Raw genomic sequence first — 15,116 nt, 5'->3', positions numbered from 1 at the left:
CCAATAAATCGATAATAAAGTGCTCATAATAAGCAACAACCAATTTATCGTTCTATACTAATGAATAGCTACCAAAAATTGCTTATTTTATATGATTAAATACTTGCAGGATGCGCTAAGCAATGTTCTCTTAGGTAAAGAGGAAGTTATTAAACTAGGTATTACCTGTTTAATAGCAAATGGAAACTTGCTTCTTGAAGATAGCCCAGGTATGGGAAAAACAACGCTTAGTCATGGGCTGGCGCAGTTAACTGGTATGCAATATAGAAGGATTCAATTTACTAGCGATTTATTACCCAGCGATCTTTTAGGCGTGTCAATTTTTGATCCTCAACTAAGGACATTTAATTTTCACAAAGGTCCTATTTTTGCTCAATTAATCCTAGCTGATGAGATTAATCGTGCACCGCCTAAAACACAAAGTGCTTTACTTGAAGCGATGGAAGAAAAGCAAATAACCACAGATGCTGGAACTGAACTCTTACCGGAACCTTTTTTTGTCATTGCCACCCAAAATCCCTCTTATCACATTGGTACTTATCTATTACCAGAATCGCAACTAGATCGCTTTTTAATGCGTTTAGCTATTGGCTATCCGCCTCCAGATGCTGAACGAGAAATTCTAAAGTCGCCAGCAGATAACAAAAAGTTTACAGCTTTAGAACCAGTTATTGAACCTGCTCAATTAATGGCACTACAAAAACAATGTGAGAAAATTGTTATATCTGATTTAGTATTAGACTATGTACAATTATTGCTGACAGCGAGCCGTAATCAAGATTGGTTTAATCATGGATTAAGCCCTAGAGCTGGAAAAGGTATCATTCGAGCAGCTCAGGCTTATGCCCTTATTGAAGGGCGTACTTTTATCCGGCCTGACGATATACAAGCTATTTTACCAGCAGTTGTTAACCATCGATTATTACTTAAGAAAGCGCCTAATAATATATCAGCTGCAGAGCTTTTAGCTGATAGTGTGCAAGTTCCTGTATAATTACCTATGAACAAGAAGCTATCTAATCAACTAGAAAAATGGTTTAAAGCCCGTAATCAAAAGGGCAATCCACAGGTATTTGGTTCTAAAAATATCTATATCGTTCCATCTGCTTTTGGTTGGGCCTACGCTTTTGTATTAATCACTTTATTTACTGCGGCAATTAACTATCAAATCAGTTTAATTTTTTTAATGGTATTTTTATTATCTTTAATCGGGATGGGAAGTGCTTGGGAGGCCCATGCTAACTTAAAAGATTTGGGGCTTAAATTACTATCGGTTGATGATACAGAAGAAGAAAGTTTAGCGCGCGTCCATCTTTTAATTCAACCTAATAAAAAAATACGTTATGACTTAACATTTCATTGTTTACAACAAGAGCCAATTGCCATAGAAGAAGTACTCTTAGAAGAATTTAAATTTATTTTGTCCATAAAAACAGGGGAAAGAGGATGTTTTAAATTACCAGCTATAAAAATTACTAGCCTTTACCCTTTAGGATTATTTAAAGTTTGGAGTTACGCTTATTTCAATAGGCAATTTTACGTATACCCAAAGCCTGTTTTTCCAGGTTTTTGGCCAATGCCAGTTAGTCTACCAGAAAAAAATGAAGTGGCTTTAGCTGGCGATAATGAAATATACGAGTTAAAGCAAGTCGAAAATCCTTGGGCTCAACCTAATTTAATTGCTTGGAAAACTGTTGCTAAAGGCCAAGGTTGGTACATCAAAACAATGAATAGCACAAAAGGTGATTATTGGCTTTTTCAATTACAAGATTTACCTGCAATTGATCTAGAAGGAAAACTTCGCTTTTTAAGTTACTGGGTACAAGCTGCTGATGCTAAAGATGATTTATATAGTCTTAAATTAGGGGCACAAAGTACTAAGTTTTCTCATGGCAAAGCACATCTTCAGCAATGCTTACGCCAATTGGCTACTTACTCATGAAGACAATGAGCAAGCATTCTCACCTATTATTATTAACCCGTTACATGCTAATTATAACATTAATATGTTATTTTCCTCATTTTTTTCAATCTCCCTATTGGGTAACGCTCTTACTCATTGGCGCGATAAGTTATAAGCTTATTGCTACTTACTTTAGTTTTTCGCCGCTACCTGGGTGGATTAAATTAATTTTTATAATAGGGACGGTCATTTTATTAAAAATGTATTATGGCAATATGTTTAATAGCGGATTTTTTATAGGATTTCTAGCAACGTTTATTGGTCTAAAATGTCTTGAAATCCATAGTCTTCGTGACATCAAATTTTTAATTATTTGTAATTTTTATCTTATCCTTACCTCCTTAATAGTTGATCAAAATCTTTGGATGGTTGTTTATTTATTTATCGCCATCTTAGTAAATGTATTGCTAATGTTAAAGCTTAATGCTCAGCAAATTTCGCTAAAGAGTTTAAGCTCTAGAAGCTTTAGATATGTATTGATAGCAATACCTTTTAGTTTAGTACTTTTTTATATTTTTCCTCGAATTGCAAAACCACTTTGGCAAGTACCTACGCACTCTCTAAATCAAATAGGTTTTAGCGAAAATTTAAGTCCAGGTTCAATTACCCAGTTATTTACCGATGATCGAACGGCATTTCGAGTCACCTTTAGAGATAAACCAATTTTAAATGGTTACTGGCAGGGATTGATACTTAATTATTATAACGGTGTTAGCTGGAGCTCGGTAGGTACAAGGCAAAGCGACTTAAGACCCCTTAAAGAATTGAATGAACGTCAAAATGTGGCTTATGAAGTGATGTTAGATCCTCACCAAAAAAAGTGGTTATTTTATTTAGGGTTTCCCATAGCGGCTTACCCTAAATTACTGTTTATAGCTAATCGTGGCTTAGTTTTAACCAGCCAAGAAAAAATTCAGCGGCGTTTAATTTATGGGATCCAATTAGGAAAAGAACTTTATCACCCTTTAAGCACAAGTGAGTTACAACAGAACACACAGTTACCAGCTAATGTCAACAACCAACTGGTTTCTTGGGCAAGAGAGAATTTTTTAAACTTAAAAAATAATCCTGAACAAATTATTAAAAGTCTTGCAGAATATATTAAACAGCAGCCTTTTTACTACACGTTAACACCGAGTGAATTAATTTCTAAAGATCAAATGGATGAATTCTGGTTTGAATCAAGGCAAGGTTATTGTGAACATTACGCAAGTGCTGTCGCTATTATTTTACGAGCTATTGGTATACCTAGTCGGGTAGTTGTAGGTTATCAAGGGGGACTATGGAATAGTGTCGGACGCTATTTAGATATGCAGCAAAATAATGCTCATGCTTGGATTGAATATTGGCATGAAAATGTAGGTTGGCAGCGAGTGGACCCCACAAGTTTTATAGCCCCAGAACGAATTGATAAGGTCATTCATGATTTACAATCTTCTAATTTAGCTCAACAAAAAAGTAATTACTTTGCTAGTTTAAGTTGGTTACAACGTTCACAATTATTTATGGAAACACTTGGTTTTTTTGCTGACCGATGGCTGCTTTTTTATAATCAAGATACGCAATTAGACTTATTAAAAAAATTAGGCTTGGAACATTGGAATACAACTGATTTATTAAGAGCCGCTGTTGCTGTTTTCTTATGTTTTACTTTTCTTACAGGATTAATTTACGCACTGAACCAGTATAAGAGAAGAGACCCTTTAGCCAAAGCTTACCAAAAATTACAGAGAGAATTTAAACGTTTTAATATTCCAACAAGCCCTGCAATGACTTTGCAAAAACAATGTAAAGTTCTCCAAAAAAAATTACCTCATCTTAATAAAGAAATTTTATCATTTTTATTAAGTTACGATCAGATAAGATTACAACAGACTGAAAGTTATAGTAAAAATAATCAGAAGCAAACAATATCACTCTTTAAAAAATTAAGAAAAATTTTAATTAAAAGCGCTAAGTAGATTTTTATTGGCATTATTATAAGATTTCTGGATCTAATAAAAATGTTTCACATTCACAAGTTAACATTTATTAGCGCCATAAAAGAAATTTAGTTTCTTTCATGTCGAATTCACGTTATTTATTAATTTTCACATGTAGCTTGCCATCTAGGCCGATCCAGGCTCGTTTCATTATTTCTGTATTAAATGATATTCCAATATCCCCTTGAGGATTTACAGAGATAACGCCAATCTCACCTTGATTTTTATTGCGCTCATTAAGTACTTGTTCACATATTTCCTGTAAAGGAATATTTAATTCGGTTAGCATTGAAATAGTATGAGCAATAACTCCCGTTATTAAATATTCACCTTCGCCAGTTCCTGAGACGGCGCAAGTCTTGTTATTTGCATAGCAACCAGCGCCAATCACGCAACTATCACCAATACGACCAGGTAGGCTATTACTTGTGCCGCCTGTTGATGTCCCAGCAGCAAGATTGCCATGCGAATCTAAGGCAACGGCGCCAACAGTACCTGTTTCTTTCTTGTTTAATAAATCTTTATAGCTTTCTTGAGAATTAAGTTTTTCATATTCTTCATATTGATGCGTGGTAATGAAATATGATTGCGGTTTTAAAGAAAAGTTTTCCTTTTTCGCAAATTCAAGCGCACCATAACCTGATAAAAAAACATGTTTGGTTTTAGTCATAATTGAGCGAGCAAGAGAAATAGGATTTTTGACTTCCCGTATCATGGAAACAGCGCCTGCATCAAGTTCTTTACCATCCATAATAGAGGCATCCATTTCAATTTCACCACAACAATTTAAAGCAGAGCCACGACCTGCATTAAAGTAAGGGCTATCTTCAAGTACTTTTACAGCTTCTTCAACTGCATCAAGTGCGCTGCCACCTTCTTGCAAAACTTTATATCCTTTTTGACAAGCTTTCGCTAAACCCTCTTTTGTTGCCTCTTTATTTTCTTTAAGAAAATATGAGTTTTTACTGGCACCGCCATGCACTGCAATTGCTATTTTCATAGTCTATCCATATATCATTAATCGAAATTAGTTGAAGTTGCGGGGTTTGCTAGTCGACGCTTAGTTAAAGAAAAATGACATCCTTTTACTAAAAGATGAACTTTTAAGTCTTCTACGTAAACGGCTTGCCCTTCTTTCACTTTAGTAATATTAGTTTGGTTAATATATCGACCATCAATAATAACCACCATACCTGAACCACGGCATTCAGCATCAGTGCCATTTTTAATAATTAAAGCAGTATCTTCGCCTAGGCCAATGCCTAATTGTTCAGGATTCATGATAATTGCATGAGCAAGACGGCCAAAGCGTCCACGTTTTATAAAGTGAGTATCAATAATACAAGTAGGCAAAAACCCTAAACCAGAAGATGTGGCTAAATTTCTATACAAAAGTGCTTCAGTCAAACCACCTGACGTGATCATTACAGAAGACATGACCATCGCTCCGGCGCTAGTTCCTGCCACAATAAAATCATCATCTTCTAAGTAGCGTTGTTTAATAATTTCAACAATTGGTGTACCGCCTAAAATAGTAGAAATTCGAAACTGGTCGCCACCTGTAAAGAAAATAGCCCGGGCCTTATGTACGCGATCTAAATATTCTTTTTTGCGAGCTTCATGTCTTTCCGTTATGGGTAAAAATCCAACCTTATTATATCCCATTTCTTGAAAAACACGTTTATAAGAGTTTTTAACTTCTTCTTGAACTTCTGAGCCTGTAGTGACTACTTCAACATGCTTAGTCCTACAATCTGATAAAAGTTCACTTAAAATTTCATAACGTGACATTTCTTCCCGATGTTCATAAATATCAGGTGGCTTATTTGCTCTATCTTCAGCGCCTCCAATAATCAGTAGTTTTCCTTTGGGTCGTATCATAGAAAAATGTTCTCATTAAGTTGCATTGCTGGTTGGACATGTTCTTGGCCCAGCATAAATTCAACAGAATCAAATACATCATCTACGGAGCAATAGATTAAACTATTTTGTTCTGCATGATTCATGGCATAGTTTAATGCCTCAAATTCTTTAGAAATGACTTTTATATTTGCTTTTGGATTAACTGATTTAATGCCTTTAGTAATTAAATTTGTTAGCTCTTCATTCGTTCTGCCACGACCATTTTTATTGTGACGAATGATAATTTCATCAAACATTTGCGCAGCATAGTAGCCTAGCCTTTCGATATCTTCATCACGACGATCACCACTTGCAGCAATAATACCTACTTTCTTAGTATAATCTTTGTTGTCTAGAAATTTCTTAAGTTGAATATAGGCATCTTCGTTGTGTGCGTAATCAATCATGACTTGACAGTGGTCAAGATTAAATAAATTCATACGGCCTGGTGTGTTTTCAACGGTTGGTTGAAAGCTATATAGGTTTTGCGCCATCATTTTAATTGAAAAGCCGCGAATAATCCCCACCAGTACAGCAGGTAGAATATTGCAGGCCATAAATGTTGCCGTGCCATTAAAAGTCAGCGGGATATCTTTTATCTTAGCAATGCCAAGTTTTTCTTTGCCTCTCTGTACAACAATCATTTCATCTTCTATGAAAGCTGCTAAGCCACCAGCTTGACAATGCTGTTTAATTCGTTGATTTTCGGCAAAAGCAAATAAGGCAATATTACAGTTTAATTCAGTTCTTAATTCATAAACTAAATCATTTTCAGCATTTAATATGGCATAACCGTTTTTATGCGTGCTACGAGCAACAACTGATTTAACATCAACTAATTTTTCTAAGGTATCAATGCCATCAATACCTAAATGATCAGCTGTAATATTAGTGATAATACTAATATCGCATTGATCAAATCCTAATCCTGAACGAATAATTCCGCCACGCGCGCATTCTAAGACAGCAAAATCCACTTGAGGTTCTAAAAGAATCGTACGAGCGCTCAAAGGACCACTGCAGTCACCTCGATACACTAACTTATTATCTAAATAAATACCTTCAGTTGTTGTATAGCCAACATAGTGGTTTGCTTGCTTTGCAAAAAGGGCAATTAAGCGAACAACGGTTGTTTTGCCATTGGTACCTGTTACTGCAACAATAGGTATCCGAGAGGGTTTACCTGTTGGAAATAACATATCAATAAAAGGCGCGCCTACATTAATAGGATCACCTTCATTGGGCGCAACATGCATACGAAAACCAGGGCTAGCATTGACTTCAATGACTGCGCCTCGCTGTTTATTAATGGGAACGCGAACGTTCTTGCAAACAATGTCAATACCGCATACATCCAGTTGAATTAAACGAGCTACTCGCTCAGCTAATGCAATATTATCAGGGTGAACTTGATGGGTAACATTGGAGGCTGTACCACCTGAGCTTAAATTAGCTGTACATTTTAAATAAAAAACTTCGCCTGGTTTTAAAATACTATGAAGGGTTAAATTATTTTCAGCTAAAATTGAGTGTGTTTCTTCATCAATTTTAATAGTTGTTAAGCAATTTTCATGTGCTAATCCACGTTTAGGATCGTCATTAACCTCATCGATAAGTTGTTGAATAGTTTTTATACCATCACCGATAACTTTTGCCGGTGTTCTTTTCGCTACAGCAACAAGTTTGTAATTAATAACTAAAAAACGATAATCATAGCCTTCAATAAATTGTTCAATAATGACTTCTGATGAAACTTTTTGAGCTAAATTAAAGGCTAAAATGGCCTTTTCTTTTGTTTGAATATTTGTGATAACACCACGACCATGATTACCATTCAATGGTTTTATCACGATTGGAAATTCTAGATAATCAATGGCGTCGTCTAGTTCAGCTAACGAATGGATAGTGACACCTTCTGGAACAGGAATTGAACTTGCTAAGAGTAGCTGTTTAGTCATGTCCTTATGGGTAGCAATATCAACAGCGATAGAGCTAGTCTGTGAAGAAATAGTAGCCCAAACACGTTTTTGATGCTTTCCATAGCCTAAGGTAATTAATGAGGTATCTTTAAAGCGGGTAATGGGAATATTCTTTTTCTTAGCCTCTTTAAGAATAGTCTCTGTACTCGGACCTATTTTTTCATGCATGGCTATAGTTTTTAATTGAGCAATGTCTTGCTGTAGATTTAAATAATCTTCGCCTTTAGCAAGGCAATCAATAATATTAAATGCTGCCGTCGCTGCATATAAGCCCGCTCCTTCAGCTTCATAGGTAAATATGACGTCATAAACGCCTTCAGTATCTGTCCCATAGGTTCGACCAAAAGCACAATCCATGCCGGCAAGGTTTTGCAGTTCTAGAGCAATATGTTCCATGATATGCCCAAGCCAGGTGCCTTCATCTAATCTCATAAAAAAGCCACCGGCGACTCCTGGAGAGCAATAATGATTATATAAAGTCGGCATTAACTTTTTTAATCGCTCATTAAAACCTTCTAACGTATTACTTGGGGAATATTCGTAATTTTCTAGATCGAGACGCACCTCTATTAGTTTTTGTCTGAAATTCGACCAATAGTTAGGCCCAATTAATACTCGAGTTGATACAATTTTCATTAATTCATTCCCTTGTTTTGATGAAAATATAAATAACGAATTACAGAATTAGGTTTCCTTTAATAATAGTAATAAATATGAATTTTTTCATAGCTTTAAATAAAATTTTTTTTAATAAAATAAAATTTTTACATTTAGATCGTAATCAAGAGGTATTATTTTGATTTTAACATTATATTTAAAGCACTCATTTTTCGTAAATAATCAGTATAAAAAAGATTAAAATAAAAAATATTTAATAAAAAATTATTGTAATTCGATATTTTATTATTATAATACAGAAAAATTAATTAACTGGATGGTTTTATGAGTAAAATACAATTAGCTAGTCGAATACTTTCTGTATGTTTTAAATTTTTTTGCTGGTTTATCCCCTTAATTACAATTTATTTAATTTTATTTAAATTACCCAAACTATTAGATATGAGTACTTTTGTTCTCATGATGCCTGCAGTACATATTGATAAGGCAATGCAATTTTCTCTACTGCATCGTTTAATTATCCTAACGATTCAATTTCTACCTTTATCAATAACAATTATGATTTGTTATAAATTAGCTAAGCTTTTTCGCTTATATGCAGAAGGAAAGTTATTTGAGCAAATTAATATAAAATTAATCAAAAGTATTAGTGTATATATGATAGTAGGGCAGGTCATACAATTAATCTATCAGCCTCTCATTACCGCCGCACTTACATTTACTAATCCTCCTGGCCAGCGTATAGCAAGTATTACTTTAGGCTCAGCTAATGTATCTACTTTAATTACCGCCATGGTTATTTTAGTTGCTTCTTGGATTGTTAAAGAAGCGAACCAACTTAAATTAGATGCCCAATTAACAATATAGTGAGTAGATATGACAATCATTGTTAATTTAGATGTGATGATGGCAAAAAGGAAATGTCGCTTAAAAGAATTAGCTGAAGCAATAGGTATTACTGAAGCTAATTTATCTATACTAAAAAATGGCAAGGCGAAAGCGATTCGTTTAACTACTCTTGATGCGATTTGTTCTTATTTAAATTGCCAGCCAGGTGATATTATAGAATATCAGGGTGATAAAGAAAAAAATAATTAGCGTGAGTTCGACATAAAAGAGACAAAGGCTCTTTTGTATCGTTAAACGAATGTTATCCCGTAAAATGCAAAGCAGTTACACGGGATCCAGTTTAAACATAAATTTGACATAAAATATAGTTTGTGTCGAATTCACGTTAATTAAGTAGGATATTCATTATTTAATATAGATGTTGATGAAGTATTAAACTTATCAGCAAGTTAATTTTAAGATACGCTACTTGCTGATAGAATTTAAAGATTGACTTTATAGATTTTTAGCCAGAAATGCTTTAGTTTCTTCATTAGGTGTAGATGGTGTAAATCGAGATCCTCCCCACCACATTTGATCTAACCACACCCATAAGGCGACACCAATATAATTTGGATTTGACTTAACATTAAGTTGGTTAAACACATCATAAGCCGCTTTAACATAATCTAGCTGGGCATAACCTGTGGAGCGACCATTTTTAGTTTCAAATTCGTGTACAGATGCGCCAGCAGGAATAGCAAGTTGAAATTTCACATTATATTGGTTAGCTTTAGCAACCATATTACGAATTTCAGTGGTAATATAGCTTCGAAATTCGGTTGGTGAATTAACGCTGCCGCCCGGTTTAGAGCCAAGATCATAAAGAGAATCTATAACATAGCCATTGTTATACTGATTTAAAATCTGGGCAAGCGTACTATTAACACGACTAGCGAAAGTAAAGACAGAAAAAGTTCTACCTTTGGGGTGGTCATTATCAATACACATAGGACTGGCAAAATCTTTTGCTATTTGTCGATAAAAATAAGCTTGCCCTGGCTTACTAATATCAAAGGGTTCAATATCAAATTGGACGCCTGAAACATTTGGATCACTACAAAGGGCTCGAGCTACTTTATCAGCAAATAGTGCGGCTGTGGGCTGATCTAAATTATTAAGCGCACTTAAATAATCATCTGCGCCGGTTCCGTCAAGCCTACCATCAATAACCGGTATAATGGATACTGGCTTACATCCATTACCTAAAACATTATAATAAGCAGCTGTAGAAAGCTTCCCCGTATCATAATAAACATACATGGTGTTTGTGGTGCAAGGCGTGCTTGTTGAGGTGCCACCAGATCCTTTGCAATATAGTTCAAGGCTTCCACCATAACTGTATAATTTGGTAATAGTATGAGTGCCAGTTGCTGAGAGATTAAAGTTATTAATATCATTAGCAAAAAGCCCTGGCGAGTGGCCAATTCTTTTGCCTTGATTACTAAAAAGTGTATCATAAACCCAAGTACCATTACCCTCAGCCACAGAAGCAAATAAATTGGCCGAGGCCATGCTTAAGGCTAATAAAGGCATTAGCTTATTTTTATTAATTAGTCGCGTTATTTTGTTTAACATCATTGTTTATTTTCTCCTATTTGCAGACTTTTATTTCTATGTTTAATTATTTATGCTTATTTATGTAGCTCCTTTAATAAATAAACACAAGCCATTAAGATGAATTAAATAAATATTAAGGTCAATAACTCATATAATTAATGAGCTACATTTTCGGCTATTGAACAACATGCTATTTTTCCTGATAATGCATTGTCTATTAAGTAATAAATTTATTATTTAATAGGTTGTTTTTAACTTTGTTGAATAGTTTTAAGGAAAAAATAAGAATGAATAAAGTCAAATTAGCCGGTCTAGTTGCGGCATTTGTGCCTTTTATGGTTTCTGCTCATCCTTGTGATGGATATGAAATAAAATTAAGAAATAATTTAATAGATGATTTATTAATAACCACCGTTAAATTACAAGGTGGCAAGTTAAATCCAAGTGGTATGCAAAAACTTGATAGTCAAACTGAGCAAGTTTTGACTGTTAATAAGAGTTCTGCAGGTGGAGTGATGAAGGGTGAAATAGTTTTTCATACGATAAGTCTACCTTCTAGAACAATTACAATTAAATTTAATTTAGTCAATGACCATCAGACTTGTAAACACACTGATATCTCACCCCCTAGTGATTATATCATTGCGAGAACTAGTCAATCAGATAGAATTAATTATTCTATTAATTATAAATAAATTAATTTCCCTATAAAATAATTAACTGTAATGGTAGAAAATATTATTTGCAAAGATTTATTTTTAAGCTAGTTATTTAACAAATGACTAGCTTAATTTTGACCTTATCTATTAAATTACAAATATTTAAATTCTGATGTTGAATTCTCATCTCGAAATATTTTCCCAGAATTAGGAGAAGATAAGCTAAGTATCTTGTCAATAGCTTTTTCCTGAGTAGGAGTTAATTTCGAGTCAAGTGTAGCTGAACTTAGTAAAACACTGATATGTTGTTGGATAGTAATAAGGTTACTATTAAACAAATCTTTAGATGTTGTACTCGAAAAACTTGTTTGATGATTTGTGCTTAATAAATTTAGCTTTTGGCATAAATAAAAGATATTAATTAAGTCATCCAGTACTTGAGAGGACTTTTGAATGTGTTGGGAAAGCTGCTTAAATAGATTTTTTAATATGGCTTCTCGGTAATCTTTAAACCGAGGTTCTTTTAATAATTGAATGACCTGCTCAACTACAGTATCTCTTTCTTTTGAATTATTACTAACCCTTAATAAAAAATATACTAATTGTTTACAAACCTCTTTGCTTATGGAAGAAGATCTATATTGCATACTTGAATAAATGGCATCAATTAATTGTTTAGTTTTAGAATATTGACTGATTTCATTTTGAGTTACATTTGTAAAGCTAGAGATAAAATCTAAACTACTGCCTTTCTTTTTGACTTGGGCTGATAATTTAATTTGATCAGAGATAAGTTTAGGCCTTAAGTCATCAAGTAAATATTTAAGTAAATGGCTCTTTAAAGATTCCTTTACGTCTTTCGTATATAATCCATATCTTGTAACTAAAGATAAAAGGCTTTCTTCACTCAAATTGTCAAATATTTCGTCATTACCAATTTGGATAATTAATTTTTCAACCACCTTTAAAGATAAATTCTTTCTAGCCTCTTTATTTAATTCGTTAGACGGTTCAGCAAAGAGCATAAGAAATTCTAGCGTTATAGCTTTATTTGCATAAGCTATAAGATATTCTTCATTAGGAGGCTCTAGATTTAATAGATTAAACAATAGAGTTTTATTATTGCTTAAAGGTAAAAATTGGGATGCGCCTCTTGCGACTAGAAGTGGAATAACTTCAGGGATATCTAAAGAGATAGCCCCTTTTAAAAAAAACTGGATAGTATCTTTGTCATAGAAGGTGTCAGAGTGTAAAATAGTAAACAAGAATGAGGCTGCAGCTTTTTGCATTTCATTAAAGACATCTGTACCATAAAGACTAATACGCTCAGGGTATTTAATTAAAATGCCTTTAGTTTTAACAAATTCAGTCATTATTTGTACATAATACTGTATAAAAATATTGGGGTATTGTTTGACAAAATTCTGCATCGTTATAAATTTTGATTTTATATTTTCTATGACTTCATTGGATAAATTTTGATAATGTTCCGGTATAAAATAGTCTTTATTATCTTCTGATGGCCTGACTATGATAAGCTCTTCAGATATAAAAACTTCTTCTAAGGGGTTTTTAGTAGTAGCTTTATCCTCTGTTTCCGGCGCTTGATCGAAAGAGTTTTGTGTGCTTGGTTTATCTCTAAGTCGTCCTTGATAAATATTCTGAAAAAAGTCTGTGCTATATTCCTTTCTTAAAAAATAGCTCCTACCTCTTTTCATAAAGGACTGAATTGTTATCTCATTATTATTTTCTAGGTCAACAATAACTATAGGAATACCACCGTGCGCGAGTGATAGATCAGTTAATGTTCGTTCAATCGGATCAGTTAAATTTTTAGCGGATATAAACCCAATTTTATATTGTGGCGAGCCCTTGCAAATTAAAGTAAAAGAGGACATTATGTCATTGAATATTTGCTCAACGGCCTGAACAGGTACATTAATATGCTTTGATTTTGTAACAGAGGTTATATTAATTTTATACTTGTCTTCCCATTTAGCTACGGAGTTTTCTAAATACTGAGGAAGTAGTTTACTGCCTATAAAGGGGATAGGGCTTAAATATCTGAGAAAAGTCATTTCTTTTTGAGCTTCTTTAGCATTTTTCTCAACTAATTTTTGATAATCAATCATAAATTGTTCTAAGTCATTAATGTCTGTAGGCATATTTGCTAAAAAAGCTACAGCTTCCATACCATCATTAAAACCATGACCTGCTCGGTAATAAGGTGTAAAATAATTGTCACCTGCCAAGCAAAAATAATGGCCTCCTTGATTTTCGAAAGCTTTTGTTGCCTGTAAGCTTTTTCCTTTGAAAAATACTATTTTTACTTTTTCCTTTGAGTATTTATATGTCTGGCTTTGAGTAATTTCTATTTCCAGTTCATGTGATGATAATTTTAGACGCTTGGCTATAGCTATTTTTGCATAAGCTAATGCTTTTTCCCTACGCTCCGTTTCATTTGGTTCGTTATAAATAGTGTTGGGGACTTCTCCAACAAAGCCTATTTTTACTGAAGTTTTATTGTTTGAATGGCTTTTAGGATAGAAACGTAATAAACATAACTTTCCATCTATAGAAACAGTTAGAAGATCTTTGTCCGGAAGTACAAAAGGTTTATTACTTTTAAGAGTTAAATAAGCACCAAAGTGACATTCAGAAGCTACGTATTCTTTATTTTTTGGTGTTTTTCTTTCTATTTTTACATGAGACTCTTTATGTGCTAGTTCTAGAGTAGGCGCTGAGGCGCCATCGGCAGCAATAATATGTTTAAAATGAAAAATTTGAGGTAGCTCTTCCTCTTTTAAAGGGCTTGGGGCAGTATGAAGCTTAGCACCTTGATTAGTTGATGGTAAGATTTTTATTTCCTCTTTTTGCTCTAGAGTAGCTTGCTGCATATCCACTTTAATGTCATTTGTTGTGGTAATATCCAATTCCTCTTCCATATCTTTTGAGGTAACAAAATCTTGAAGGCTTGGGCTTTCAGGAGATGTAAGAATTTGTGTGTACTCGTCTATTACATCTTGCTTTGTAGCTTGATGGGTAGAAAGTGTACTGTTCTCAGTAGATTCAGTTGTAGCTATGCCAGCCTCTAAATTAAGATGCTTAAGCTTAGTATTAAAATATAGGGTTACAGGAGGTAAACTGCCTTTATCTTCATAATACTTATTTAACGATTTAATTCGGCGTAAAATAAATTTTTGTATACTCGATATTTTAACTTCTGATGAAACTAAAAGATTATTAATGAATTTAAGATCTTTATCATTTAACTCATCACCTTCTCGTATCATTTCTAATAATTGCTTTTTTACCGAAGGTATTATAAGGACAGGTTGTGGCCTAACCGCAACATCATTTTCTGAACGCTGCTCAATAATTACAATAGTATGTCCCTTTCTGGCCAGATTGTAGGCTGCAGCTAAACCTATTGGGCCCATACCGACAACAAGTTCATCGAATGATTTTTTTGTTGAAATTTTTGGCATTTATATAAAATAAGGTGTTTAAATAATATAAGTATAGGATATAAATTATAAACAAATAAGATAATATTTATTCAATT

11 protein-coding genes are annotated in these 15,116 nt (G+C 33.7%); 6 read left to right on the top strand and 5 right to left on the bottom strand.

All coding sequences use genetic code 11. The annotated features are described in order from the left end of the window. Window positions 1–91: 91 nt before the first annotated feature. The 3 genes from DYH30_RS08415 to DYH30_RS08405 are packed head-to-tail and all read left to right on the top strand — an operon-like array spanning window position 92 to window position 3,924. Window positions 92–994 (top strand): AAA family ATPase, encoded by a 903-nt coding sequence (locus tag DYH30_RS08415; protein ID WP_115331234.1) that lies wholly within the window; start codon window positions 92–94, stop codon window positions 992–994. A 6-nt stretch (window positions 995–1,000) separates the two neighbouring features. Continuing rightward, complete coding sequence (locus tag DYH30_RS08410) at window positions 1,001–1,942, top strand: hypothetical protein (protein ID WP_115331233.1); 942 nt, start codon at window positions 1,001–1,003, stop codon at window positions 1,940–1,942. Window positions 1,943–1,947: 5 nt separating this feature from the next. Beyond that, complete coding sequence (locus DYH30_RS08405) at window positions 1,948–3,924, top strand: transglutaminase TgpA family protein (protein WP_242604678.1); 1,977 nt, start codon at window positions 1,948–1,950, stop codon at window positions 3,922–3,924. 115 nt (window positions 3,925–4,039) lie between these two features. Here DYH30_RS08405 and DYH30_RS08400 read toward each other — a convergent pair whose 3' ends face one another. The 3 genes from DYH30_RS08400 to cphA are packed head-to-tail and all read right to left on the bottom strand — an operon-like array spanning window position 4,040 to window position 8,462. After that, window positions 4,040–4,945, bottom strand: coding sequence for an isoaspartyl peptidase/L-asparaginase family protein (locus tag DYH30_RS08400; protein ID WP_115331231.1), 906 nt, complete (start codon window positions 4,943–4,945; stop codon window positions 4,040–4,042). 17 nt (window positions 4,946–4,962) lie between these two features. Further along, the gene (locus DYH30_RS08395) at window positions 4,963–5,826 is read right to left on the bottom strand and encodes a cyanophycinase (protein ID WP_242604679.1); all 864 of its coding nucleotides are present in this window, start codon (window positions 5,824–5,826) and stop codon (window positions 4,963–4,965) included. Beyond that, window positions 5,823–8,462, bottom strand: coding sequence for a cyanophycin synthetase (cphA, locus tag DYH30_RS08390; protein WP_115331230.1), 2,640 nt, complete (start codon window positions 8,460–8,462; stop codon window positions 5,823–5,825). The genes DYH30_RS08395 and cphA overlap by 4 nt, the downstream gene beginning before the upstream one ends. Before the next feature lie 306 nt (window positions 8,463–8,768). Between cphA and DYH30_RS08385 the strand changes: the two genes are divergently transcribed. Further along, the gene (locus tag DYH30_RS08385) at window positions 8,769–9,311 is read left to right on the top strand and encodes a DUF2975 domain-containing protein (protein ID WP_115331229.1); all 543 of its coding nucleotides are present in this window, start codon (window positions 8,769–8,771) and stop codon (window positions 9,309–9,311) included. Between the two features lie 9 nt (window positions 9,312–9,320). Next, window positions 9,321–9,542 carry a helix-turn-helix domain-containing protein gene (locus tag DYH30_RS08380; RefSeq protein WP_115331228.1) on the top strand — a complete coding sequence of 74 codons (222 nt, stop codon included), beginning with the start codon at window positions 9,321–9,323 and terminating at the stop codon, window positions 9,540–9,542. A 246-nt stretch (window positions 9,543–9,788) separates the two neighbouring features. On the opposite strand, the gene DYH30_RS08375 is transcribed toward DYH30_RS08380, so the two are convergent. Beyond that, entirely contained in the window at window positions 9,789–10,913 is a 1,125-nt protein-coding gene (locus tag DYH30_RS08375; protein WP_115331227.1) for a hypothetical protein, read from the bottom strand. Between the two features lie 266 nt (window positions 10,914–11,179). Here DYH30_RS08375 and DYH30_RS08370 point away from each other — a divergent pair, with 266 nt between their 5' ends. Further along, a complete protein-coding gene (locus DYH30_RS08370; RefSeq protein ID WP_115331226.1) occupies window positions 11,180–11,587 on the top strand; it encodes a hypothetical protein in 408 nt (135 codons plus the stop codon). A gap of 116 nt (window positions 11,588–11,703) precedes the next feature. On the opposite strand, the gene DYH30_RS08365 is transcribed toward DYH30_RS08370, so the two are convergent. Next, window positions 11,704–15,039: a hypothetical protein gene (locus tag DYH30_RS08365; protein WP_115331225.1), complete on the bottom strand. Its 3,336-nt coding sequence runs from the start codon at window positions 15,037–15,039 to the stop codon at window positions 11,704–11,706. Window positions 15,040–15,116: the final 77 nt, after the last annotated feature.

The organism is Legionella busanensis, from assembly GCF_900461525.1.
Taxonomy (GTDB): Bacteria; Pseudomonadota; Gammaproteobacteria; order Legionellales; family Legionellaceae; genus Legionella_C; species Legionella_C busanensis.
Note: the sequence above shows the minus strand (reverse complement) of the source record. Positions and strands in the feature narration are given on the sequence as shown.